Source organism: Cupriavidus sp. GW821-FHT07C08, assembly GCF_059419025.1.
Map to the genome: position 1 here is coordinate 107,120 of NZ_JBWKQZ010000014.1, position 23,111 is coordinate 130,230.

The window sequence follows — 23,111 nt, forward strand, 5'->3', positions numbered from 1 at the left end:
ACGGCTTCGACCCTGGCGGCACCTGCACAAACTAAGCATCGGCTCTTGAGGCTGACGCAATCTTGATCGGAGTTTCTCGGTAAAGCCTTTCCAATAGCTGTAACGGACCAGGTAGTACCGCAGTCACCAACTATTAGAGGAGACAAGGATGACAACTCGCGTCGCGGAAGCGCGTCCGATGGACGCAATGGCAGCTCCGCCAATATCAAGAGGCGAGCACCGAAAGGTAGCAGTCGCAAGCCTTATCGGTACAGCAGTGGAGTGGTACGACTACTATCTATACGGAACTTGTGCGGCACTGATTTTTCCACATCTATTCTTTCCCTCGATGGATCCGTGGGTCGGGACAATCGCCGCGTTCGCTACGTATGCCGTAGGCTTCGTTGCCCGACCCGTTGGGGCAGCGGTATTCGGTCACTATGGAGATCGTGTAGGGCGAAAGACCATATTGGTACTCTCCTTATGGCTTATGGGAGGTAGCACTGTTGCAATCGGGCTGTTGCCGACATACGAAACAGTCGGCGCCTGGGCTGCTGTGATGCTGTGCATTCTTCGGCTTATTCAAGGATTCGCTGTGGGCGGAGAATGGGGTTCTGCTGTTGTAATGGCGGTTGAGCATGCCCCAGCAAACCGGCGCGGCTTGTTCGGTAGCTTTCCTCAAATTGGCGGGCCGGCGGGGCTATTGCTTTCGACGTTGGTGTTCATGCTCGTTTCCTCGAGCATGAGCAACGATGAGTTGTTGGCATGGGGATGGCGAATTCCTTTTATTGGAAGCGTCGTGATGGTGCTGATTGGCATGTTCATCCGCCTCAAGCTGCGTGAATCCCCGGTGTTCGAGCAGATGAAGGAGCGGAAGGAAGTATCTGAGGCACCCGCAATGGAAATGTTGCGTACTCAGAGAAAGACTCTGTATCTAACGATAGGCATGAAGCTCTTGCAAAATGCCTTGTTCTATCTGTACAGCGTCTTCATGCTGAGCTACATCGTCGGGACGCTGAAGCTGGACAAGTCAATTGGCTTGCAGGCCATCCTGATTTCGAGTGCAATCGGCTTCGTCACACTACCTGCATGGTCCTACCTGTCCGATCTCATCGGGCGGAAAAAGGTGTACATGTTCGGTACGGTTGCATCGATGCTCTTCGTCGTTCCGTTCTTCTGGATGGCACAAAGTGGCTCGGTAGTCCTTATCACAATCGGCATGATTATCGGCCTGAATGTGTTGCATGATGCCATGTACGGTCCGCAAGCCGTGTACTTCTCGGAGCTCTTCGGTACCAAGGTTCGTCTTAGCGGTGCAAATATTGGTTATGCCATCGGTGCTGTGTTGTCAGGAGGCCTGGCGCCACTGATTGCCACCTTGCTGCTCAAGATTAACGACGGGAAGACATGGGGTATCTGTCTCTACATGATCATACTGGGGATCATAAGCCTCGTCGCGACCGCGCTTGCACGGGAGACCTATGAGGAAGCTCTGAGCAAAAAATCGGTGTAGTACTTCAGTGGAGAGTGTCGGGTGCCTCCATGGTGTTTGCCGGCCGCTCTGTCCTGGCGGCCGGATTTTTTTGGGACGATCTCTATGAATTTGGGTATTCCGCCGCGCGTTGTCGCGACCGAAGAAGCGTTGGCTCTGATCTCTCGCCTAATAGAAACACACGGGCCAGTCTTGTTTCACCAATCCGGTGGTTGCTGTGACGGCAGCGCACCAATGTGTTTCCCGCGCCATGAGTTTCTGCTAGGGAGCTCCGACATCAAGCTGGGAGAAATCGGAGGCTCGCCGTTCTACATGAGCGAATCCCAGTTCGAGTACTGGCGCCACACGCAACTAATCATCGACGTCGTGCCTGGCAACGGTGGCATGTTCTCCATCGAGCGAGCTACCGGCTTACGATTCTTGACACGATCGCGGCTGTTCACCGACGAGGAGTCCAGCCAGTTGGTTGGGGTCGAGCCGGAGCGCGGAGCCTAGCCTGGCCACCGTCGGTAGTCAGAGAGGGGGAATGTCCGCAGAGCCCTGCGTGGCCCACCTCTTCGGGCTGAGAAAATTGCTACGGGGCTGGGGGGGCGGGGCGACTTACGGCTCTGGCTGCTATGAGCGACCAGAACCATCTGGTCAAGCGCTGGTTGCGCGTTAGAGGTGGCGCAAGCTGAGGAAGCGATGAAAGGGCCCCAACGACGTAAGCTTAGGAGCTTCAGGGGGTTGTCGCTGGAGTCCCTTCGGGGTGAGTTACTTGCCTGCGGCCAGTGCCTTCACCTTCTCGGTCGTTAGTGCGTTTCCGGCAATGCCCCAGTCACCGCTCTTTACTTCTTCAACGACAACCCACGTAACGGGGCGCATGTTTTCGCCCTCGATCGACACCATGGCGTCAGTAAGGGTGGAAATGATCTTTTCCTTGTCGGCTGCGGAGAAAACGCCTTCGATGACTTTTACGTTGATGAGCGGCATAAGTGTTCCTTGCGGTCCGTTTGAGTTGACGCTAGACAGGCTCGCCTTGCGTCTATTGAGTATGCGTGCTTCTGGTGCATGACTTGAATGACAGAGACGCCTGAATTCTTGACCAATACTCCGTCGTTGGACTGGCTCTATGGTGAGCCGGTGCGAGATCAAGAAGAATTCACACGTCAGATATGTCGGCGCATCGGAGTGCCTGGTGCTTCGCACTGGCAGGGGAAGGTGAGAAAGAGGAGACACTGAATGAACCACATGATGTACATGCCGCTAATGATCTCGGACGCAATCGTGCATGCGGGTCGCCATCACGGTAGAACGGAGATCGTAACGCGCTGTGTCGAGGGCGGACTGCATCGGTACACCTACCGTGATTGCGAACGGCGCTCCCGTCAGCTAGCCAGTATGCTGGGAAAGCTCGATGTCAAATTCGGTGACAGGGTCGGAACGCTTGCATGGAATACGTACCGACACCTGGAGATCTACTTCGGCACGTCTGGTAGCGGAGCGGTTTGCCACACGGTCAATCCACGACTGCATTTGGATCAGATCGCCTACATCGTCAACCACGCAAACGACCGTGTCGTCTTCTTCGACCTAACCTTCCTTCCTCTGGTAGAGCAGCTTGCGCAGCACTGTCCAAGGGTAGAGAAGTGGGTTGCCCTGGCCGAGCGAGCTGCAATGCCAGCTTCATCGAAGCTCGACTTGCTGTGCTATGAAGACTTGATGGCGTCCGTCTCGCCAATCTCGACCTGGCCGACGTTTGACGAGCGTAGTCCTTCGGCGCTTTGCTATACATCTGGATCGACTGGTAATCCCAAGGGCGTGATGTATACGCACCGCTCAACACTGCTGCACTGTTACGCAGCGGCTATGCCGGATTCGCTCAACTGTTCCGCTAAAGACGTGATCATGCCGGTGGTTCCCATGTTCCACGTCAACGCTTGGGGCTTCCCATATATTGCCGCCATGGTTGGGGCGAAGCTCGTTCTACCGGGGCCTAACAATGACAGCGAATCGCTTTATGCTTTGCTGGAGGAGGAGCGTGTGACCTTTGCCGCCGGCGTGCCGACGGTGTGGATTGACATGCTACGGTATGTAGAGGACACCGGTGCGAAGTTCTCCTCCTTGAGGCGTATCGTAATTGGTGGTGCCACAACGCCGCCGGTTCTACGAGAGTCTTGCCGAATCGCAGGGATCCACGCGTTCCCGGCCTGGGGCATGACCGAGACCTCGCCCGTGGGCACCTGTGGAACGCTGCTTGCACGTCACCAGGACTTGCTGGAAGAAGCCAGGGAGCGTGTGTTGGACAAGCAAGGCAGGGCCTTGTTCGGGATCGATATGAAGATCTCCGCCGGGAAAGGCACCGAGCAGCCATGGGACGGTGAGTCATGCGGTGAACTGATGGTGCGCGGTCACTGGGTCGTAGGCGAGTACTTTGGTCAAGCTGAAACAGCACTTGAGAGCGGATGGTTTCCAACTGGTGACGTCGCGACAATTGACGCAGATGGTTATCTGCAGATCACGGACCGCCTGAAAGACGTTATTAAGTCCGGGGGCGAGTGGATTTCGTCAATCGACATCGAGAATATTGCTGCCTCGCATCCTGGGGTCTCTATGGCAGCATGTGTCTCTCTGCCGCATCCGAAATGGGGCGAGCGGCCCGTGGTCTTCGTTGTCAGACGGCCGGAAAGCAAGGTATCGCGAGATGAGATGCTCTCCTTCTATTCGGGAAGGATCGCAAAGTGGTCGATTCCCGACGACGTGATTTTCATCGACGCGATGCCCATCAATGCCACGGGGAAGATCCAGAAGATGCGGTTGCGAGAAATGCTTGCAGAAAGCGGTGTCAAGGCGGCATGCGTTGACTGATGGAGGGTGGTAGGGCCGCACCGCGATACGTGGTGCGGCCACTGCGGCCTTCAGTGCTTTGCCCGGAAGCGCTTGAAGCCTTCCTCCAGATCTGCGATCAAGTCACGCGGATCCTCCAACCCAATATGCAGCCGTACCAGGTGCCCTTGGTCATCCCAGTCGGTGGCGGTACGCACAGTCTTTGGATCCATGGTCATCGCAAGGCTTTCGAAGCCTCCCCATGAGTAGCCGAGCGAAAAGTAGGTCAGGTCGTTAAGCATATCGTGAACGGCCTCCACCGGCGCCGGCTTTGTCACGAAGGAGAACAGGCCGCTGGCACCGGAAAAATCTCTGAGCCAGATTGCGTGGTCGCGATGTGAAGGCAGCCCGGGGTGGATGACCCTTGCAACTTCCTCGCGACTCTCGAGCCATTTTGCGATTTTCAGAGCGCTTTCCTGGTGCCGGGGTAGCCGTACACCGAGCGTGCGAAGGCCTCGCAACACGAGCGCGACATCGTCCGGGCCAGCATATTGCCCCATCTGAAAGTGAAAGTCCTTGAGTCTGTCCCAAGCACGGCTTGACGCTGCAATGGTCCCCAGCAAGGTATCTGAATGGCCAGTGATGTACTTTGTTGCAGCCATCACCGAAAGATCGACGCCGTGGGCGACGGCCTTAAAGTACAAAGGAGTTGCCCACGTGTTATCCATGATTACCAGAGCACCGCGGCGATGGGCGACTTCGGCGATAACCGGTATATCCTGCAACTCAAGGGTGTGCGAGCCCGGAGATTCGGTATAGACCGCCATGGTATTGGGCCGGAATAGCGACTCGATGCCGACGCCGATGCGGGGGTCATAGTAGGTTGTTTCGATTCCGAACCGGTGGGCGGCTGTATTGCAGAAATGGCGCACCGGTCCGTAGACGCTATCCGGCATCAGGATGTGGCCGTTCGCTCCAACGGCCGTGAGAATGGCGGTGATGCAGGCGGAAAGGCCTGATGGGCACAGGACGCTTCCTTCGGCCCCTTCAAGCGTGGAGATCGCATCGCACAGTGCCGCGGTGTTCGGATTGCCCAGGCGCCCATACTGATAGCGCTGCGCGCCGCGGGTCATCGTTTCAACGTCAGGAAAGACAACAGTCGAGCCGCGATAGACCGGCGGGTTCACAAAGCCATGGTGGTCATCTGGGGAGCTACCGGCGTGGCTCAGGATGGTATCGATTCCGGTTGGACAAGTTTTGCTCTGCATATGTACGACGTTGACTGAGTTGGATGAGGGTGGTGACAGGGAAACGAAGCGCAGTCCCTGCCGGCAATGGTTATCGGCTAATAGCTGGCCGCGCCAACCACTCCCGGCCTTTGAGCATTGCCTCCCAATACAACGCCGGTAATACGTTGGCCTTGAGCACCCAAGCAGCGCGGGAGGGACGCGTGCCGTCGATGAGCCACGTGGGAAGGGTCGGGCTCACTTTTCCGCCATATAGGAACTCGGCGAGGACGATCTTGCCGCGCTCGACCGTGAGCGGACAGGAGCCATACCCGTCATAACACGCTGTTCCGTATTCCTGGCCGAGACTGGCCAGCACGTTGTGTGCGACGATGGGTGCTTGCTTGCGCGCTGCCGCGGCGGTCTTGGCATTGGTGGTATTGGCGACGTCACCAAGTGCCCAGATGTTGTCGAATGCTGTATGGCGCAGCGTGCCAGCATGGACATCCACCCAGCCAGCAGAGTCGGCCAATGGGCTGAACTTGATGAAGTCTGGTGCCGTCTGTGGCGGTACCACATGAATCATGTCAAAGCCTTGCTCGACGGTGTCGGTCGTTCCGTCAGGCAAAGTCCGCACGAAGCGAGCCAGCTTCGTGGGTCCGTCGATTGAGACCAGCCTGTGCTGGAAGCGCAAAGCAATGCCATATGCCTCAACGTACGACATCAGTGCTGGGACGTAGTCGGGCACGCCAAACAGCACCGCCCCGGCATTGAAGAAGCTGACGTTCATGTCTTGCAGCATTCCTGACCGTCGCCAGGCATCGCACGCGAGATACATGGCCTTTTGCGGCGCGCCTGCGCACTTAATCGGCATGGGAGGCTGAGTGAAGACTGCATTGCCTCCACGCAGGGTGTTGACCAGCTTCCAGGTATATGGGGCGAGATCGAACCGATAGTTCGAGGTAACGCCATTGCGCCCCAGTGTCTCCTGTAGCCCATCGACGCCTTGCCAATTCAGTTTGAGACCTGGACAGACCACCAGGCGCTCATATCGGATCCGACGGCCGCTATCCAGGAGGATTTCGTTGCGCTCCGGCTCGAACGCTGAAACCGCCGCTCGTACCCATGAGACGTTGGGGGGGATGCAGGCTGACATGTCTCGCGCGGTATCAGCCGCGTTGAAAACCCCGCCGCCCACCATCGTCCAGCCTGGTTGGTAGTAGTGAGTGGAGGCAGGGTCAATCAAAGCAATATCGAGCGATGGGTTTCGCGAACGCAAGCTTGCTGCGACTGCAATGCCCGCCGCACCGGCGCCGACAATCACGATGGTATGGCTGTCCACCAGTCTGGCGACGGGGAAGGTTGGCCGATGTTCGTCGAGCAGAGGCGTGTGGGTGCTGGGATCGTGGGGGCGCGGATCCATGATTTCGTCAGGTGAAGGGTGAAGGCCACCCCGTTCATCCTGGGGCGGCACGGAAAAATGCGGTGAGAGATCTGTGAGCGCTACACCGCGTTGAGTGGAATCTTCAGATAGGTCACACCATTGCCTTCGGGCTCTGGAAGTCGCCCGGCGCGCATGTTGATTTGCACTGACGGCAGAAGCAAAGCCGGCATGCCAAGCGTTGCGTCACGTTGCGTGCGCATAGAGATGAAGTCGTTCTCGGCTATGCCGTCCCGAACGTGCAGATTTTCGCGGCGCTGTTCCTCGACGGTTGAGCTGAAGCGCGGCGAACGACCACCCGGCTGGTAGTCGTGGCACATATAGAGCACGGTATCCAGAGGCAGGCCGAAGATGCGCTGGATAGACCGGTACAGCGTATGTGCATCGCCGCCGGGGAAATCGCAGCGAGCAGTACCGTAGTCCGGCATGAACAGCGTGTCCCCGACAAACGCGGCTCGTTGGCGTCCATCGCTGACCACATATGTTACGCACGCTGGCGTATGGCCAGGAGTGGACAGGACGGAAACTTCAAGTCCACCGATTTGCAAGCGGTCGCCGTCGGCCAACAGTCGATCGAACTGGCTGCCGTCCCGCGCGAAACCAGGTTCGGCGTTGAATAGACCGCCGAAGACTTCCTGTACTACAGAAATCTGCTCTCCAATGGCAGATTTTCCTCCGACACGGGTCTGCAAGTAGGACGCGGCGGAAAGGTGGTCAGCATGGACATGAGTTTCCAGTATCCACGCCACGGACAGGCTCAGGGCCTCTACGCGCGCAAGCAACGTGTCGGCACTGGCGGTTGATGTCCGACCGGAACTCGGCTCGTAGTCCAGCACACTGTCGATGATTGCGCACTGGCGTGAGTCTTCGTCGAAGACGATATAGCTGATGGTGCTTGTTCTCGAGTCGAAGAAGGATTCGACCGCGAGGCGCGGGGCGGGTGAAGTCAACTGGGCTGCCACGGTTGTCCGTTATTTAATAACTCACGCTATCCGACACAAGTTTCGTGCCAGTGCGGCGGTCATTCAGCGGAGCCTCAGAAATCCCTTAAATAACAAACATATAGTGAGGACGTGCGGCAGCATCTTGCGCCCTGAAGCAGTGGAGGTATGGCATACTTGCCGCCATTGGCAGAGATGGCAGTGTCAGGGTGTGGCAGTGCCGGTGGCGCTACTACATTCCATCATGACGACACGCAAGAAGGGCTCAGTGGTCGGAGAAACCTCCGCCAATGTGGAGGCAATGCGACCCCTAATCGGGTTCCTCGAGCACGAAGTGCAGCCGATGATCGTGCTGGATCCGGACTACAACATCGTGGCCGCCAATGCCGCTTATCAACGACAGTTCGCTGGCGATGGCAAACAGTATGTTGGCCGCAAGTGCTATCAAGTGTCACATGGGTATGAGGTGCCCTGTGACAAGGCCGGTGAACACTGTCCGATGCAGAAAGCCCGAGAGACCCTTGGGAGCGACCGGGTTCTGCATGTGCACCATACCCCCAGGGGTCCCGAGCACGTGGATGTTGAGCTCAGGCCGATCAAGGGCCCTGATGGTGCCATCATGGCATTCGTCGAGCGACTAGCAACTGTCAAGAGCGCATCAGCTCGCGCCAGCGCGGGAGGGTTAGTTGGGCGCTCGCCGGCATTTAATGCCGCAGTGGAACTATTGCAGCGGGTTGCGCCGTCGGCCCTGCCGGTCTTGCTTCAGGGGGAATCGGGCACTGGCAAAGAGGTATTTGCTCGGGCACTGCACGACGCCAGCGACCGTGCCGCTGGACCCTTTGTCGTAGTCGATTGCTCCGGACTGTCAGAAGCCCTATTTGAAAGCGAGCTATTCGGCTACGAGAAGGGTGCGTTCACCGGGGCTATGGCTCGCAAGCCGGGCCTGGTCGAGACAGCTCAGCAAGGTACGCTTTTCCTGGACGAGATCGGTGACGTCCCCCTGACCATGCAGGTCAAGCTGCTACGACTTATCGAATCTCGCACTTTTCGACGTGTGGGTGGACTCGAAACGCATTCCGCGGATTTCCGTTTAGTTGCAGCCACCCACAAGCCGCTACAGCAGATGGTTGCGCAAGGCACTTTCCGGCAGGACTTGCTGTACCGGATTAACGCCTTTCCGATCCACCTGCCATCATTGCGCGAACGCCCCGACGATATTCCCTTACTGGCTCAGTCGCTACTGCGCAGGGCAGTACCCCAAGCGCACAACCTGCGGATCGATAGTGAGGCCTTGTCGCGCATGTGCGCGTATGGATGGCCGGGCAACATTCGTGAACTGCGCAATGCGCTGGAACGGGCAATGCTATTTGCCGACGACGAAGTCATACGGGCCAAGGATTTGCCGCCGGAGCTCACGGAACTCCAGGGCAGGTCGGTGCAGCGGTCGGTTGTCCGCACCTCCTCGCTCCAACGGGGTCGACCGGCGGTCATGCCCGATGACGCTGAACTTCGCCGACTGGTGCGGGAATTTGCGGGGACTCGTAAGGCTTTGGCTGCACATATAGGCTGCAGCGAGCGCACGCTGTACCGCCGCCTCAGTGCGCTAGGCCTGGCGTGAGCTCAATAGAGAGGGAGCGCCGAGTGAACTAATGTGCAGCCCAGGCCGCCCTTCTCGTCCCGTCTCCGCCCGAATTCAGTTTAGTTTTTCTAATCAATCCGCTAGAAGAATTCGCTATTCGCTGAGAGCTTCCCCACTTATCATTGGCTGGGAAAACCAAGCGCTGGGCGGACTTTGCCGCGCCAACGTGTGCCAATGCACAGGACAGCACAGCGAGCCACAGTTGAAGAAAGCGAAGCCTACCGGAGATTGGGGATGAACGAACCTGGACGCGCGACACAACCAGTATTAGTACGCAGCGACGAGGCTGGCGTCGTGACTTTGCAGTTGAATCGCCCCAATTCGATGAACTGCCTGTCGGAAGAGCTACTTACTGCACTTGAGGTCGAGTTCCTGCGGATTTCGGAAGACGCTCAGGTCAAATGCGTTGTCATATCGGGCTCAGGCCGTGCCTTCTGCGCTGGTCATGATCTGAAAGACATGCGCCAGAATGCGACGCTCGATTACTACCGCTCCTTGTTCGCGCTGTGTTCGAGAGTAATGATGAGCATTCGAGCCACGCCGGTGCCGGTTATTGCCAAAGTCCATGGCGATGCAACCGCGGCGGGCTGTCAGCTTGTCGCAGCATGCGATCTGGCTATCGCCAGTACCAATGCAAGGTTTGCCGCTGCCGGAATAAACCTGGGCTCATTCTGTGCGACGCCTGCTGTCGCCATCACGCGGGCCATTCCAGCGCGTCACGCATTCAACATGCTCTTCACGGGTCGTTTCTTTGACGCGAAAACGGTCGCGCAGTGGGGCCTCGTCAATGAGGTTGTCCCGCATGATGAGCTCGACCAGACGGTGGCGAATCTCGCAAGTGAGATTGCGAGCAAGAGTGGTGTCGCCCTGCGGTTTGGGAAATCGCAGTTCTATCGGCAGCGTGAGATGGAGCTTGCAGATGCCTATGACTTTGCAACTGACGGAATCGCAGTCAGCTTGATGGGCAAAGATGCGCAGGAGGGTATCGATGCTTTCCTGTCCAAACGAAAGCCCGTCTGGAGCTACTGAGCATCAATATCGCTTCGCTTGACTCTTGTGAGCGATAGCTATTTTGAGGGATTGCAGCATCGGGGTAGTCGTCTACTGCCGGATGTGGCTTCAAGATCGGACGGGATTTTGCTGATGGACGAACGAGACGGAGACCATGAGACGTTTGCCCCCACTAATTGCCTTACTGTATTTTGAGGCCGCCGCACGGACAAGGAGCTTTGCTCGTGCTGCCAAAGAGCTGCACGTCACGCCGGCTGCGGTCAGCCACCAGGTCAAGGCCCTCGAAGAGTACCTCGGCGTGGAATTGTTCCTGCGACACAACAGGACGGTCAGTCTGACACCAGTTGCTGTTGCGGCTCTGCCTTTGCTGCAACAGGGCTTTGAGGCGTTGAGTGATGCGGTTGAGCAAATGCGCCGCGATGGAAATTCGCAGTGGGGCATTACCGTATGCGCCGAGCCTTTGTTTGCCACCAAATGGCTCGTTCCGCGCTTGCATCATTTTTACGAACGTTGTCCGGAGGTGGAGGTTCGCATCCAGGCCAGCATCGGTTCCATAGATTCTGAAACGGTAAATCCGCCAGATGCTGCTGGTTTCTTGAGAACCGGCATTGACCTCTCTATCCGACTGGGGCATGGAATTTATCCGGATCTTCATGTGCAGAAGTTGCTGGACGTTCAACTCAAGCCGTTTTGCTCGCCCGAACTAGCCCAGGAGATTGCCACGTCCCCGGACAGGCTGATGGATGGTCCTTTGCTCTGCGACACGTCGACGTCCCGTGCTACGGAAAAGTTCGGGTGGTCAGAATGGTCTGCTGCAGCATCCATGCAGGAACCGGCATCACTTAAAGAGCGGCGTTTTGGCAACGCGCTGCTCGCCTTGGAGGCCGCAATCGCGGGTCAAGGAATCTTGTTGATGGACGGCCGGTTTGTTCAACCGGAGATCGCGTCCGGCCTTCTGGTGGCCCCCGTGAAGTATGCGCTTGACTGCCCGTATTCATACTACTTCACTTGTCCGCAGCGCTCCTTGGATCGGCCAGTCGTCCGCTCCTTTCGAGACTGGGTATTTGAGGAGATGGCGGGTTCGCGCGGCGACATGCGACGGTGTAGCGGTAAGGTGGAGGCCAATCAGAGGGCGGAGGCGTGATGGATGTACTCGCAGACATCCTCCGCTCTATGCGGCTGACCGGCTCAGTCTTTCTTGAGTCCGAACTGCGTTCGCAGTGGTGCTACGTCAGTCCGGCCCCGCAAGCGATTATGGACTTCTTGTCGCCTCGCTCGGAGATCCTGATGGCATTCCATCTGGTCACGGAAGGCCAATGCCTGGCATGGATGCAAGACGGCGGAGAAGTCGAGCTTAGCGCCGGTGACATGATATTTTTTCCTCAAGGCGACAGCCACTTCCTTGCAGGTAGTGGTCAGGACAATCAGCGGTTGCGTTCAATTGAAGTGAAATGCGAGAACCTTCGAAACGGTATTGACGTACAAAGGTATGGCGTAACGAAGGAAGTTCAGTTCGACCGAGCTGCAAAAATGGTATGCGGATTCGTCGCGTTTGAGGGAGGGCAGGGACTTTCATCTCTGCTCACGGGCATGCCGAGATTCCTGAGAATCCCTCGGGGCGACCCTCTTGCTGAATGGCTTCGTGTCTCGATGACGACATGCCTTGCCGAGTCAGCATGTGTGGCGGTAGGGAGTTCTATTGTCGTACAGAGAATTTCTGAGCTCATGCTTGTTGAAGCAATGCGCTATTACGCGAAGGAGGCAGAGCGGATCAAAGGATCGATTCTGCTCGTCTCAAATGACCGGTTCGTCCAACGGGCGCTATCGCTCATGCATCAAGACCCCGCGGCCCCTTGGACAGTAGAGCAGATCGCGAAGGCAGTTGGTCTTTCTCGTTCGGCGCTCGCTGGCCGTTTCGTTGCAAGTCTCGGTGAACCACCGATGCAGTATTTGGTGCGGTGGAGAATCTCGTTGGCGGCAAGTGCGTTGCTTGCTACAGAGGACTGTCTTGCCCAAATTGCTGCCAAGGTTGGCTATGAATCTGAGACCTCGTTCAACAGAGCTTTCAAGCGAGAGTTTGGGATCCCACCGGCTGCCTGGCGCAAGCAAGAGAAGCCGATGGCTCAGCACGAGCGACTGCGTTGACTTGGTCCGCCAGCAACCATTCAGAGTAAGGCCGAAAATTTGACCTGGTCGTAGGAGTCGGGCCGCGGAGGGCGAGCGCCGACGCCTCGGTGCAGCACGGATTGTTTTCTTGAGAGCAATGACGATGATTGAATCACACCTGCAGGAACACCGTATTTTTCCACCTCCCTCGGAATTCAGTTCCGTCGCCGCGATTCGTGGTATGGATGCCTATCACGCGTTGTGCGATGAAGCCGAGCGCGACTATGAAGGCTTTTGGGCTCGTCACGCGCACGAGCTGCTGCACTGGCACAAGCCCTTCACCAAGGTGCTGGACGAAAGCAATGCGCCGTTCTATACATGGTTTGAAGACGGCGAGCTGAACGCGTCGTATAACTGCTTGGACCGCAACCTTCAGAACGGCAATGCTGATAAGGTCGCAATCGTGTTCGAGGCCGACGACGGTACGGTGACACGCTTCACCTACCGCGAGTTGCATGCCAGGGTATGCAGGTTTGCCAATGGGATGAAGACGCGCGGCATCAAGAAGGGCGACCGGGTCGTCATTTACATGCCGATGTCCGTGGAATGTGTGGTCGCAATGCAGGCCTGCGCGCGCCTAGGGGCTACTCACTCGGTCGTGTTTGGCGGCTTCTCCGCAAAGTCGCTCCATGAGCGGATCACCGATGTGGGGGCGGTGGCGCTGATTACAGCCGACGAGCAGATGCGTGGCGGCAAAGCGCTCTCGCTGAAGGCAATCGCAGATGACGCACTGGCGCTGGGCGGCTGCAAGGCGGTGGAGAATGTCATCGTCTACCGCCGCACTGGCGGTAACGTCGGCTGGAAAGACGGGCGCGACCACTGGATGCAGGACCTCTGCGCCAACCAGCCGGATACCTGCGAGGCTGAGCCCGTCAGTGCAGAGCATCCTCTGTTCGTGCTCTACACGTCAGGCTCAACGGGGAAGCCAAAGGGCGTGCAGCACAGCACCGGGGGCTATCTGCTGTGGGCAAGGATGACGATGAAGTGGACCTTCGACATCAAGCCCGATGACATCTTCTGGTGTACTGCTGATATTGGCTGGGTTACTGGGCATACCTATATCGCGTATGGCCCACTGGCGGCCGGCGCTACGCAGGTCCTGTTTGAAGGTATTCCGACCTATCCTGACGCGGGCCGCTTCTGGGACATGATCGCGCGCCACAAGGTCAACATTTTCTACACCGCGCCGACGGCCATTCGTGCGCTGATCAAAGCAGCGGAAGCCGACGAGAATATCCATCCGAAGCAGTACGATTTGTCCAGCCTTCGTTTGCTGGGAACCGCGGGCGAGCCAATCAATCCAGAAGCTTGGATGTGGTACCACATCAATGTCGGCGGGGGGCGGTGCCCAGTCGCCGACACGTTCTGGCAGACTGAAACGGGTGGCCATATGATTGCGCCGCTGCCAGGTGCAACGTCATTGGTTCCGGGTTCATGCACGTTACCGTTGCCTGGCATTATGGCGGCCATTGTCGACGAGACCGGCCAGGAGGTGCCCCACGGAAACGGCGGTATCCTGGTGATCAAGCGCCCGTGGCCGTCGATGATTCGCACCATCTGGGGCGACCCCACGCGGTTCAAGAAGAGCTACTTTCCAGAGGAACTGGGCGGCAAGCTTTACTTGGCCGGTGATGGCTCGATTCGCGATAAGGACACCGCGTACTTCACCATCATGGGCCGCATCGACGACGTGCTGAATGTGTCGGGACACCGCATGGGCACAATGGAAATTGAGTCGGCGTTGGTGTCTAACCCCCTGGTGGCCGAGGCAGCAGTGGTAGGGCGTCCCGATGATACGACGGGCGAGGCGATCTGTGCCTTCGTGGTCCTCAAAGGCTCGCGCCCCAAAGGCGACGAGTCCCATCGGATTGCGGCAGAGTTGCGTAGCTGGGTGGGCAGGGAAATTGGCCCAATCGCCAAACCGAAGGAAATCCGCTTTGGGGACAACCTGCCTAAGACGCGCTCGGGCAAGATCATGCGGCGCCTGCTGCGATCCCTTGCAAAGGGTGAGCACATTACGCAGGACATTTCTACGCTGGAAAATCCGGGAATCCTGGAGCAACTGAGCCAGAGTCAGTGACATTGGGTCCCCGGGACCTCTCGTGGGTCCCCGGGATTCCGGTTGAATGACGAACGTGCGCAACCAGTGCTGAGGACCATGTCCATTGATCTTTCTCGATTCATCGACACCGCTGCTTGGAGTGCGGGGCTGAGCGACGAGCAGCTTGACCGCGTCAAGCAGGACGCGTCTGTCCAACGCTATCTTACTGGTGAAGTCGTCTGTCAGCGTGGATCGGCACCTCAGCACTGGCTCGGTGTAATCGAAGGCGCCTTGAGAATCGATGCAGTTAACGGCAATGGTCGGCGCGTCGCCTTTTCGAGCGTGTTCACTGGGGGGTGGCTTGGCGTAGGCGCCATACTGAACCGGCAGCCCCGGCCATATGCCGTGAGTGCTGCCCGTTCCAGTCTTGTGGCGCTAGTTCCACTAGCCACATTTCAGTGGCTGCTCGACGACAGTCGGCAATTCAGTCGCTGGGTGATTGACCAGTTGAATGCTCGACTAGATCAGGATCTGGCCCTTATTGAGAATCTTCTGCTGAGCTATGGCGAGCCACGAAGCGGTTGGCAGGAAGGGACTCGTAGCGTTCCGTCCCTAGCTCAGGAAGGGGAACTGAAGAAGGATCAAGCACTCAGGCAGTGCATCAAGGCCATATCAATGATGCGGAACAAAGTCCTGCAGCCGAGCGATAGCTCACAACCCGTTGGTGAGACGATGGCCGCATTGCTTTGCGCAGCAGATGAAGCCGAAGCGTCGGCTTGGAGTGCCCTCAGACTTTGAAGTGGCATTCTCCCGGGGAGAAATTAGCCCGGCCCAGAGCAGCGACCACCATTCTGTGGCTCTTCATGCCTTGCGGAAGGAGTTAGTGCCTAGCGCTGAGCAGTCAGACGGTTGGTAAGCAGCAAAGAGGTTGGGGTTGCAATAGCGACCACGGTCGAATGGGGCAGCAAAAAAAGAGGTGTTGCCCTACTCGAGCAACACCCTTTTACCTGGCAATGGCTGACTTACCTCGTCTGCATGTAGATGGCGTGCGTCTCCATATACTCATAGAGGCCATGCTTGCCGTCTGCACCTCCGATGCCAGACTTCCGTCGGCCCGCATGGAAACCCTGCATCGCCTCGAAGTGCTCGCGATTGACGTAGGTCTCACCGAATTTTAGCTCGCGGCATGCGTGCATGGCCGCATTCAGATCGTTGGTGAAGATGGATGAGGTCAGCCCATACTCCGAGTCGTTTGCGTAGCGAATTGCTTCGTCCAGCGAATCAACGGCCTGGATCGGGAGCACTGGGCCGAACGTCTCCGTGCGCATGATGTCCATGTCATGGTTGCAATCAACCAGCACAGTCGGCTCGTAATGGTGGCCGACGGCGCGGTCTGCAACCTTGCCACCAAGCGCCACCCGCGCGCCTTGACTTTTCGCTGTCTCGACCGCGGCAGCGACCTTCGAGAGCTGCGCGGCGCTGACCAACGGACCCATGGTGACGGTCCGGTCTACTAGGGGGTCGCCGAAAGTAGCCGACTTCATCAGCGCGACGATCTTCTCAGTGAAGGCCGGAACGACTGAGCGCTCAACGTAGACTCGCTCTGCGCAATTGCAGACTTGTCCGGAATTCAAAATGCGTGAGTGGTAGATGGCGTTGGCTGCCAGGTCAAGATCGGCGCTGGCTAGGACGATCGCCGGCGCCTTCCCGCCCAGTTCCAGATTGACCCGCGTCAGGTTTTGGGCGGCCGCTAGCATGATATGAACGCCAGTGCCGACACTTCCCGTGAACGATACAAGATCCACGCCGGCATGGCCGGCCAGCGTCGCGCCTGCGTCTCGGCCGCCGCCAACCAGATTGAAAACACCTGGAGGCAAGTCGCACTCGGCGACCAGCTTCGCAAACTCAAATGCGTTCAGCGGCGTCTCTTCGCTCGGCTTGATGACAATCGTGTTGCCGGCCACAAGAGCGGGAGCCATCTTGCGAGCAATCAGGAAGAATGGGAAGTTCCACGGAAGGATCCCGGCGACTACGCCGATTGGTTTGCGCAGCAGCAGAATCGTTTCGTTCGGGCGGTCGCTGGTGAGAACCTCGCCTTCAATACGGCGCGCCCATTCGGCCATGTAGTCGATGTAGTCGGCGGTGAAGTTTACCTCCACCTCCGCCAGGCTCAGTACCTTGCCTTGTTCGCGAGTAATCAGCTCCGCAAGGTGCGCTTTGTTTTCACGAATCTTCGCGGAAATGCGGCGAAGAAAACTGGCGCGCTCAATGGCCGGAAGCCGTTCCCAGGGGCCTTGCGCGCGACGTGCTGCCGCAACCGCAGCATTGATGTCAGCTCGATCCGAATCGGGAATGTAGCCGAGCGTCTCGTTGGTTGCTGGATTCAGTACCGCCAACTGCGCAGTTGAAGCTTGTTTGGAAAACACCCCATCAATGAAGTTGCGATGGTCGTCGAACATTCCTGCTCCTTTGGGATTGCAAGTCAGACATGGAACTCTCTCCGCACCCGCGCCCTGTCTCCTCGGTACGCGTGGGCGGGTCTTGCCGGGAAGACGCGGTGAATGCACCTGTCGGCTAACGGCTGACGACGGAAACTGCAATGGTCGTGCCAAGTCTGATGCGGGCTCTAGTAGTTGCCACCGACTATCAAGAACTGCTTGCAGCGCGCAGTTGGGGCTGCCTGTCGCTATTGATGGGGGGGTGACAGGTGTTTCCAAACGCTACAGCGCGCGCGGGGAAGTTGGGTCGGTTCGACACAGGTGGCGCTGTCCGAATGGGGTCGAGCGCGTGTTGCACCGCGGAAAGCGGCATGAATTGCTCCCGTGGGGCGGATCTATCGTCGGGATTTCCCCTAGGTAAAGCCTGGCTGGCACAGAACCTGTAGAGGAAAGGGTGCAGTCAACCTACTTGACCCACACAAGGAGCAGAAATGTCGCGCAACGGCTCGGAATGGACCCGGAGACCTTCCCTTACCGCATCGCAGTTCGTAGATCCGAGGATCTACACGGACGAAGAGATCTTCAAGGAAGAACAACAGCAGATCTTCGACAAATGTTGGCTGGTCGCCTGTCATGAAAGCGAGTTGCCGGCTCCGCTTGACTACCGCCTGTACGAGCACCCTGGCGGCCACAACATGATCATCATCCGAGACGAGGATAACAAGATTCACGTCTTCAACAATATCTGCCCTCACCGGGGCAACTTGCTGTTGCATGAAGCCTCTGGATCGATTGCGGCAGCGAGCGCGTCCGGCGGGCCAAAGCGCATCACTTGCATTTTCCATGCGTGGGCATTTGATGCGCGCGGGAACTGCGTCGACATCCCTCGCGAAAAGGAGGGCTACCAGGACCGTGTGTCGAAGTGCGATTACAGCTTGCGCGAATTCCGGTCGGAAGTTGCGCACGGCGGTTTCGTATGGGTCAACGTCGACGATAACGGGCCTTCGCTCAAAGAGTATCTCAACGGCGCTCTTGATCCGTTGGCAGAGATGCTGGCAGAGCCTCTGGAGATCTTCCATTACCACCGCGCGGTTGTCGAAGGTAACTACAAGCTTTGGCATGACACCAACTGCGAGCTGTACCACGACTACATGCACTACCACAACCGGGTCACGGGTATGCTGCAGCCCGGCTACTTCGACCGGGAGTTCGTCACCTTCGAAGGCGGTCATGCTCAGGTTACGGACATGATGCTGAAGTACGACGCAATGAAAGGCCACGAAAAGCAGACGCTCGGTTGGCCAGGGTTGGGCCCCAACCGTTGGGCACTGGTCGACCTCTTTCCCGGTGCGACGTTCAATATTCGAGCTCCGGCATTCCGGCTTGACACGGTTCTTCCGCTCGGCCCGAACAAGCTTCTTATCGAGTATCGCGGCTTCGGTCTAAAGGCTGATACCCCCGAAGAGCGGGCAGCGCGTGTTCGTATGCACAACTCCATCTGGGGCCCATTTGGACGCAATCTCCCTGAGGATCTCATGGGGGCATATGGACAGGGTCTTGCGCTTGCCGACCGGACCGAAGCTCCCGTCATCCTGCATGCACGGGTAGAGAACAACAAGATTCACGACGAAGTTGGCATGCGCCACTTCTATCAGGAATGGAGTCGTCGCATGGGGCGTAAGGCATCTGACCCCTTTTGCGAGCTGTAAGCCCTGAACCAGAAAATTCCGACATTTAATACAGGACATCGACATGGAAATCGAAAGCACCGTTCGCGCGCTGATCGCAAAATCATGCCTGGCGCTGGATGGAAATGACTACCCAGGGTATCTGGCCCTCTGCCACGAGAGCTTCAACTATCGCATCGCGGCATATAGTCCGGAAATCCGAAAAGACATGCTCTGGCTGGAGAAGAGCAAGCTTGATCTGAAGGATCTGTTCAACCTGCTGCCGAAGCAGAACATGGACCGGACACCGCTCACGCGCCATTTTTCGATCTTCACAGTAGAACCGGCAGACCGGGAAGGACATGTGAAGGTGATGTCGGCACTTCAGGTATTCCGCACGGAGCTACAAGGTGGGACTACCTCTCTCGTTGCAGTCGGCAAGTATCTCGATGAGATCCAGCTCGGCAGCGACGGGGCACTACTGGTGCAGCGAGAGGTACGACTGGATACCAGAATGCTCGGAAAAGGCTATCACGTTCCTTTCTAGAGTCATGAACATTATGAAGATCACCATTCACTCTCGGAACGAGCGCCATGAGTTCGAGGCCGACGAGGGCCAGAGCTTGTTGATGGCGGGGCTTTCCAGAGGCTATGCATTGCCATATGCATGCGCGAGCGGAACTTGTGGCAGTTGCAGCGCGCGGCTCACGGCAGGCAAGGTCGAAGACCTGTGGAGTGCCGCGCCCGGAAAAAAATCAGCAGCGAAAGCTGACGAAATTCTGCTGTGCCAGTGTGCGCCACGGGGTGACTGCGAAATCGAGTTGAAGCAGTCCGTAGCACGGGTTGCGCCTGAGGAAGTTCTGCCGTTCGCCGCAAATGGGACAGTGACCCGTTGGGAGTTGCTGACGCACGATGTGGCCTCATGGGAGATCGAACTTCAGGAGCCGATGAACTATCAGGCGGGCCAGTTTGTGCTGCTTGCAACTCCAGGTCTCAGTGGCTACCGGGCATATTCAATCGTCAATCACGAGCGTGACTCTTGCAGGCTTGAACTGTTGATCAAGAGGAAGCCCGGGGGAGGACTTTCGGAAGCTTACTTTGGGGCGAATCAGGTGGGAACAGCTGTGCGTGTAATGGGCCCATTTGGACAAGCCGTCTTCAAACCTTCGCAGCAGAAGAACTTGCTCTGTATTGCCGGAGGCAGCGGAGTGGCGGGGATGATGTCCATTCTTTCGCATGCGCAAGAGCTAGACTATTTTTGGGAAAGGACGGGGGCTGTTTTCTTCGGCGTGCGGTCTATGCGAGACACGTTCTTTTTGGAGCGCCTAGCTGATTTCGCGCGTGCAGCACGAGGCGGACTCGACGTCACGATTTGCATCTCCGATGAGTCGGTTTCGCTAGATGTCGCACATCAGTACCCAGGGTTGGCGTTCACACGGGGTCTCGTTCACGAGGTTGCGCTGAAGCAGATGGAGGGACGACTTTCGGATGTCCACGCCTTTCTAGCCGGTCCCCCTCCGGCGGTTGACGCGGCCATGCGCGGACTTGTGCTGCAAGGAAAGCTCAGTCCGACGTGTATTTCGTACGACAAATTTAACTGACTCGCAAGGAGAAAGGAAATGGCACGTCATTATGTCTGTGACCGCCGGGACATTGCCGAGAACGGCATGGCCACCTTCGATCTCGCCGGCGGAGCCTCCATTCTTCTGTTGCGGGTGGATGACCAGGTTTACGCCTGCGATGGCGTTTGCCCACATCAGGAGGTACGGTTGGAAGATGGGCTGTTCGACGGTGAAGTGCTGACCTGCCACCAGCATATGTGGCAGTGGAACGTAGCAACAGGGGAGCCCGTGGGACTCGCCGAGTGCCCACTAAATGTTTACAGGGTCGATATGGAAGGAGAGGCCATCTACGTAGATCCCGATATGAAGCTGTAGCCATGGTCACGACGGCTTGGTGAAATCCCCCACCCGTCATTTGCGCAACCAATTAAATCAATAGCGCACTACTACTAGATCCATCTTCGACACGAAACGAGGAGACAACGATGACCAGCAATTCTCTAGACAACGAGATGCCGGTATCCCCCGCGCGAGTTTCAACCGCAAGTATGGTTGGAACCATCATGGAGTGGTACGACTTCTTTTTGTATGGCTTTACTGCAGCACTAGTTTTCGGCCAACTTTTCTTTCCAGCGTATTCTTCAGTTGCCGGCACGCTCGCTTCATTCGGCACTTTGGCGGTCGGGTTTGTCGCTCGACCGCTGGGAGGCGTTCTTTTCGGGCACTTCGGGGACCGAATCGGGCGAAAGACCATGCTCATCACTACACTCACAATGATGGGCGCGTCGACTTTCGCAATCGGGTTGCTGCCGACTTATGAGGTGATCGGCGTTTGGGCTCCGATTCTGCTGACCACCTGCCGATTCATGCAGGGCATTGCGCTAGGGGGTGAATGGGGTGGCGCGGTGTTGATGGCCGTTGAGTATTCACCGCCGGCTCGCCGCGGCTTTTTTGGTAGCGTTGTTCAAATCGGTGCCACGCTTGGGCTGGCTATTGCGACCGCGGTCCTTTTCAGTGCTTCGTACTTTCTGACCAAGGAACAGTTCATGTCCTGGGGCTGGCGCGTCCCGTTCCTGCTCAGCATCGTCATGCTGCTGTCAGGCCTGTATATCCGCATGAAGGTCACTGAGACGCCTGCCTTCCGAAAAGCGCAAGCAGCGGGCAAGATTGCCAAGTTTCCCGTTGTCGAAGTGCTGCGGGATCATCCGGGGGTTGTCGTGTATACCGCGTTCGTCTACCTGGGTGCGATTACGGTCCCGTTCTACACAGTGTGGGTGTTTCTGACCTATTACGCCACCTCCGTCCTGAAGTTGGACAGATCGATGGTGCTTCTCGGTGTTGTAGTGGTCAACCTTTTGCTCACCCTTGTCATCCTAACTGCGGGAGCATTGTCGGACCGTATTGGAAAGAGGCCGATCTTCCTGACTGGGTTTGTGATTCTCACTGCTATAGCGTTCCCGTTTTTCACAATCGCTGACCTCGGTGAGATCAAGTGGATCTGGCTGGCAATGCTGTTGATGGCTGGCCCCCTCTGGGCTATGTGGGGAGTCCTGCCGGCGTACTTTACCGAGTTGTTCCCCGAGCAACTCAGGTATACCGGCATCTCGCTAGGCAGCCAGGCTGCGACGATCATCGGCGGACTCGTTCCTCTATTTTCAACCGCAGTGCTTCCGAAGTACGGTACCTGGCCGATCTCAGCGCTGCTCGTTGCCTCAGAAGTGATGGCACTTATCGGGCTTGTTGCGCTCAGTCGCCGTAAGGCAGCGCTAGACAGTGAGTGCGGTGTAGTGGCATAAAAGTCAAGACAAGGCGCGACTCAGTCGCGCCTTGTCTCATTTGTCACCAAGCTTAATGAGAGAACAAGAACGTGGCGCGGTTAATTTTTGGTCCGACGCGCCTTGGAGCTGACCGTGAGCACTACCGCCCTGATTGGTTTTCTTTGCATAGTTGCCATAGGGAGCTACCTGCAAGCCTTCACAGGGTTTGCCCTTGGCATCTTCGTGCTTGGCGCAGCTGTCGTGCTTCAACTCGTGCGACTTGAGACGACCGCGACTGCAATCAATATCATGACGCTGGTGAACACAGCGCTGGCGCTTCGCGGCAATCTCCATCTCCTTAACCGAAAGCTCTTTATTCGTACGCTATTAGGGATAATTCCTGGCGTGCCGTTAGGTGTTTGGCTGCTTGAAACCGTTAGCTCACGCAGCGCCATGCTGCTGCAACTGACTCTTGGCGTCGTTGTTTTGGTGGCTGGGGCTACGCTTTGCGTGCGTCCCCGTGCGCGAGCGGTGACCTCACCATCGACAAGCTTTGTATTGGCTGGCGGTGTCGGTGGCGTCCTAGGTGGAATGTTCAGCGTACCTGGTCCGCCTATCATCTATCAGTTCTACATACAGCCACTGGCACTGGAACAGGTAAGGCTCACGCTTCTAGGAATTTTTGGCACCATATCGCTGATGCGGATCACTATCCTCGCAGCAAATGGGGGGGTCGACTCTAACGCCGTCTATCTGGGCCTGCTATCGATACCGGTGGTGGCAATTACGACAGCGTTGTTCATTCGTTTTCCACCGCAGCTATCTGAGTTAGCCATACGGCGCGCCGCATTTTTGCTGCTTTCAGCGATGGGCATTTGTATCGTTGCGATGGGGTGGCGATGAGCGCCGTTCGCCCACTACCTGGTCCGTTAAGCAGTGCCGCCAG

19 protein-coding genes and 1 pseudogene are annotated in these 23,111 nt (G+C 57.3%); 15 read left to right on the forward strand and 5 right to left on the reverse strand.

The features are described 5' to 3' along the window. The first annotated feature begins 148 nt into the window (after window positions 1–148). On the forward strand, window positions 149–1,492 hold the full coding sequence (locus AC07UK_RS18835) for an MFS transporter (RefSeq protein WP_464227479.1): 1,344 nt from the start codon (window positions 149–151) through the stop codon (window positions 1,490–1,492). An 84-nt stretch (window positions 1,493–1,576) separates the two neighbouring features. Then, window positions 1,577–1,966: a DUF779 domain-containing protein gene (locus AC07UK_RS18840; protein ID WP_464227478.1), complete on the forward strand. Its 390-nt coding sequence runs from the start codon at window positions 1,577–1,579 to the stop codon at window positions 1,964–1,966. A gap of 258 nt (window positions 1,967–2,224) precedes the next feature. On the opposite strand, the gene AC07UK_RS18845 is transcribed toward AC07UK_RS18840, so the two are convergent. Then, window positions 2,225–2,443, reverse strand: coding sequence for a tautomerase family protein (locus tag AC07UK_RS18845; RefSeq protein ID WP_111516981.1), 219 nt, complete (start codon window positions 2,441–2,443; stop codon window positions 2,225–2,227). A gap of 249 nt (window positions 2,444–2,692) precedes the next feature. On the opposite strand from AC07UK_RS18845, the gene AC07UK_RS18850 reads away from it, so the two are divergent. Beyond that, entirely contained in the window at window positions 2,693–4,318 is a 1,626-nt protein-coding gene (locus AC07UK_RS18850) for a 3-(methylthio)propionyl-CoA ligase (protein WP_494686149.1), read from the forward strand. A gap of 50 nt (window positions 4,319–4,368) precedes the next feature. Here AC07UK_RS18850 and metC read toward each other — a convergent pair whose 3' ends face one another. The 3 genes from metC to AC07UK_RS18865 form a co-directional block, all read right to left on the reverse strand. Further along, on the reverse strand, window positions 4,369–5,544 hold the full coding sequence (gene metC / locus AC07UK_RS18855) for a cystathionine beta-lyase (protein WP_464227476.1): 1,176 nt from the start codon (window positions 5,542–5,544) through the stop codon (window positions 4,369–4,371). A 70-nt stretch (window positions 5,545–5,614) separates the two neighbouring features. Further along, window positions 5,615–6,925: an NAD(P)/FAD-dependent oxidoreductase gene (locus AC07UK_RS18860; RefSeq protein ID WP_494686150.1), complete on the reverse strand. Its 1,311-nt coding sequence runs from the start codon at window positions 6,923–6,925 to the stop codon at window positions 5,615–5,617. Between the two features lie 80 nt (window positions 6,926–7,005). After that, the gene (locus AC07UK_RS18865) at window positions 7,006–7,905 is read right to left on the reverse strand and encodes an MBL fold metallo-hydrolase (RefSeq protein ID WP_494686151.1); all 900 of its coding nucleotides are present in this window, start codon (window positions 7,903–7,905) and stop codon (window positions 7,006–7,008) included. 280 nt (window positions 7,906–8,185) lie between these two features. On the opposite strand from AC07UK_RS18865, the pseudogene AC07UK_RS18870 reads away from it, so the two are divergent. From AC07UK_RS18870 to AC07UK_RS18895, 6 genes and pseudogenes are all read left to right on the forward strand, one after another. Continuing rightward, window positions 8,186–9,304: pseudogene (locus AC07UK_RS18870) on the forward strand (sigma-54 interaction domain-containing protein); the annotation flags it as partial. A 453-nt stretch (window positions 9,305–9,757) separates the two neighbouring features. Next, entirely contained in the window at window positions 9,758–10,552 is a 795-nt protein-coding gene (locus AC07UK_RS18875; protein WP_464227473.1) for an enoyl-CoA hydratase, read from the forward strand. A gap of 136 nt (window positions 10,553–10,688) precedes the next feature. Then, window positions 10,689–11,678 (forward strand): LysR substrate-binding domain-containing protein, encoded by a 990-nt coding sequence (locus tag AC07UK_RS18880; RefSeq protein ID WP_494686152.1) that lies wholly within the window; start codon window positions 10,689–10,691, stop codon window positions 11,676–11,678. Continuing rightward, on the forward strand, window positions 11,678–12,679 hold the full coding sequence (locus AC07UK_RS18885) for an AraC family transcriptional regulator (RefSeq protein WP_494686153.1): 1,002 nt from the start codon (window positions 11,678–11,680) through the stop codon (window positions 12,677–12,679). Before AC07UK_RS18880 ends, AC07UK_RS18885 begins: the two co-directional genes overlap by 1 nt. Before the next feature lie 118 nt (window positions 12,680–12,797). Further along, window positions 12,798–14,780 carry an acetate--CoA ligase gene (acs, locus tag AC07UK_RS18890; protein WP_494686154.1) on the forward strand — a complete coding sequence of 661 codons (1,983 nt, stop codon included), beginning with the start codon at window positions 12,798–12,800 and terminating at the stop codon, window positions 14,778–14,780. Window positions 14,781–14,858: 78 nt separating this feature from the next. Next, window positions 14,859–15,539, forward strand: a complete 681-nt coding sequence (locus AC07UK_RS18895) for a Crp/Fnr family transcriptional regulator (RefSeq protein WP_494686155.1) — start codon at window positions 14,859–14,861, stop codon at window positions 15,537–15,539. Between the two features lie 224 nt (window positions 15,540–15,763). On the opposite strand, the gene aldA is transcribed toward AC07UK_RS18895, so the two are convergent. Beyond that, on the reverse strand, window positions 15,764–17,200 hold the full coding sequence (aldA, locus tag AC07UK_RS18900) for an aldehyde dehydrogenase (RefSeq protein ID WP_494686156.1): 1,437 nt from the start codon (window positions 17,198–17,200) through the stop codon (window positions 15,764–15,766). A 470-nt stretch (window positions 17,201–17,670) separates the two neighbouring features. On the opposite strand from aldA, the gene AC07UK_RS18905 reads away from it, so the two are divergent. The 6 genes from AC07UK_RS18905 to AC07UK_RS18930 all read left to right on the forward strand — a co-directional run bounded on the left by AC07UK_RS18905 (window position 17,671) and on the right by AC07UK_RS18930 (window position 23,068). Beyond that, window positions 17,671–18,888 carry an aromatic ring-hydroxylating oxygenase subunit alpha gene (locus AC07UK_RS18905; protein ID WP_464227461.1) on the forward strand — a complete coding sequence of 406 codons (1,218 nt, stop codon included), beginning with the start codon at window positions 17,671–17,673 and terminating at the stop codon, window positions 18,886–18,888. A 43-nt stretch (window positions 18,889–18,931) separates the two neighbouring features. Next, window positions 18,932–19,393 (forward strand): aromatic-ring-hydroxylating dioxygenase subunit beta, encoded by a 462-nt coding sequence (locus tag AC07UK_RS18910; RefSeq protein ID WP_464227460.1) that lies wholly within the window; start codon window positions 18,932–18,934, stop codon window positions 19,391–19,393. A gap of 13 nt (window positions 19,394–19,406) precedes the next feature. Beyond that, the gene (locus AC07UK_RS18915; protein ID WP_464227459.1) at window positions 19,407–20,447 is read left to right on the forward strand and encodes a 2Fe-2S iron-sulfur cluster-binding protein; all 1,041 of its coding nucleotides are present in this window, start codon (window positions 19,407–19,409) and stop codon (window positions 20,445–20,447) included. Window positions 20,448–20,465: 18 nt separating this feature from the next. After that, complete coding sequence (locus AC07UK_RS18920) at window positions 20,466–20,783, forward strand: Rieske 2Fe-2S domain-containing protein (RefSeq protein ID WP_464227458.1); 318 nt, start codon at window positions 20,466–20,468, stop codon at window positions 20,781–20,783. Between the two features lie 110 nt (window positions 20,784–20,893). Next, a complete protein-coding gene (locus tag AC07UK_RS18925) occupies window positions 20,894–22,204 on the forward strand; it encodes an MFS transporter (RefSeq protein ID WP_494686157.1) in 1,311 nt (436 codons plus the stop codon). A 114-nt stretch (window positions 22,205–22,318) separates the two neighbouring features. Further along, window positions 22,319–23,068, forward strand: a complete 750-nt coding sequence (locus tag AC07UK_RS18930) for a TSUP family transporter (RefSeq protein WP_494686158.1) — start codon at window positions 22,319–22,321, stop codon at window positions 23,066–23,068. The last annotated feature ends 43 nt before the right edge of the window (window positions 23,069–23,111 follow it).

What these genes read in the sequence shown, in the direction of transcription:
- AC07UK_RS18835 (WP_464227479.1), top strand. Translation starts at nt 149, where the DNA reads ATGACAACTCGCGTCGCGGAAGCGCGTCCGATGGACGCAATGGCAGCT.
- AC07UK_RS18840 (WP_464227478.1), top strand. Translation starts at nt 1,577, where the DNA reads ATGAATTTGGGTATTCCGCCGCGCGTTGTCGCGACCGAAGAAGCGTTG.
- AC07UK_RS18845 (WP_111516981.1), bottom strand. Translation starts at nt 2,443, where the DNA reads ATGCCGCTCATCAACGTAAAAGTCATCGAAGGCGTTTTCTCCGCAGCC.
- AC07UK_RS18850 (WP_494686149.1), top strand. Translation starts at nt 2,693, where the DNA reads ATGAACCACATGATGTACATGCCGCTAATGATCTCGGACGCAATCGTG.
- metC (WP_464227476.1), bottom strand. Translation starts at nt 5,544, where the DNA reads ATGCAGAGCAAAACTTGTCCAACCGGAATCGATACCATCCTGAGCCAC.
- AC07UK_RS18860 (WP_494686150.1), bottom strand. Translation starts at nt 6,925, where the DNA reads ATGGATCCGCGCCCCCACGATCCCAGCACCCACACGCCTCTGCTCGAC.
- AC07UK_RS18875 (WP_464227473.1), top strand. Translation starts at nt 9,758, where the DNA reads ATGAACGAACCTGGACGCGCGACACAACCAGTATTAGTACGCAGCGAC.
- AC07UK_RS18880 (WP_494686152.1), top strand. Translation starts at nt 10,689, where the DNA reads ATGAGACGTTTGCCCCCACTAATTGCCTTACTGTATTTTGAGGCCGCC.
- AC07UK_RS18885 (WP_494686153.1), top strand. Translation starts at nt 11,678, where the DNA reads ATGGATGTACTCGCAGACATCCTCCGCTCTATGCGGCTGACCGGCTCA.
- acs (WP_494686154.1), top strand. Translation starts at nt 12,798, where the DNA reads ATGACGATGATTGAATCACACCTGCAGGAACACCGTATTTTTCCACCT.
- AC07UK_RS18895 (WP_494686155.1), top strand. Translation starts at nt 14,859, where the DNA reads ATGTCCATTGATCTTTCTCGATTCATCGACACCGCTGCTTGGAGTGCG.
- aldA (WP_494686156.1), bottom strand. Translation starts at nt 17,200, where the DNA reads ATGTTCGACGACCATCGCAACTTCATTGATGGGGTGTTTTCCAAACAA.
- AC07UK_RS18905 (WP_464227461.1), top strand. Translation starts at nt 17,671, where the DNA reads ATGTCGCGCAACGGCTCGGAATGGACCCGGAGACCTTCCCTTACCGCA.
- AC07UK_RS18910 (WP_464227460.1), top strand. Translation starts at nt 18,932, where the DNA reads ATGGAAATCGAAAGCACCGTTCGCGCGCTGATCGCAAAATCATGCCTG.
- AC07UK_RS18915 (WP_464227459.1), top strand. Translation starts at nt 19,407, where the DNA reads ATGAAGATCACCATTCACTCTCGGAACGAGCGCCATGAGTTCGAGGCC.
- AC07UK_RS18920 (WP_464227458.1), top strand. Translation starts at nt 20,466, where the DNA reads ATGGCACGTCATTATGTCTGTGACCGCCGGGACATTGCCGAGAACGGC.
- AC07UK_RS18925 (WP_494686157.1), top strand. Translation starts at nt 20,894, where the DNA reads ATGACCAGCAATTCTCTAGACAACGAGATGCCGGTATCCCCCGCGCGA.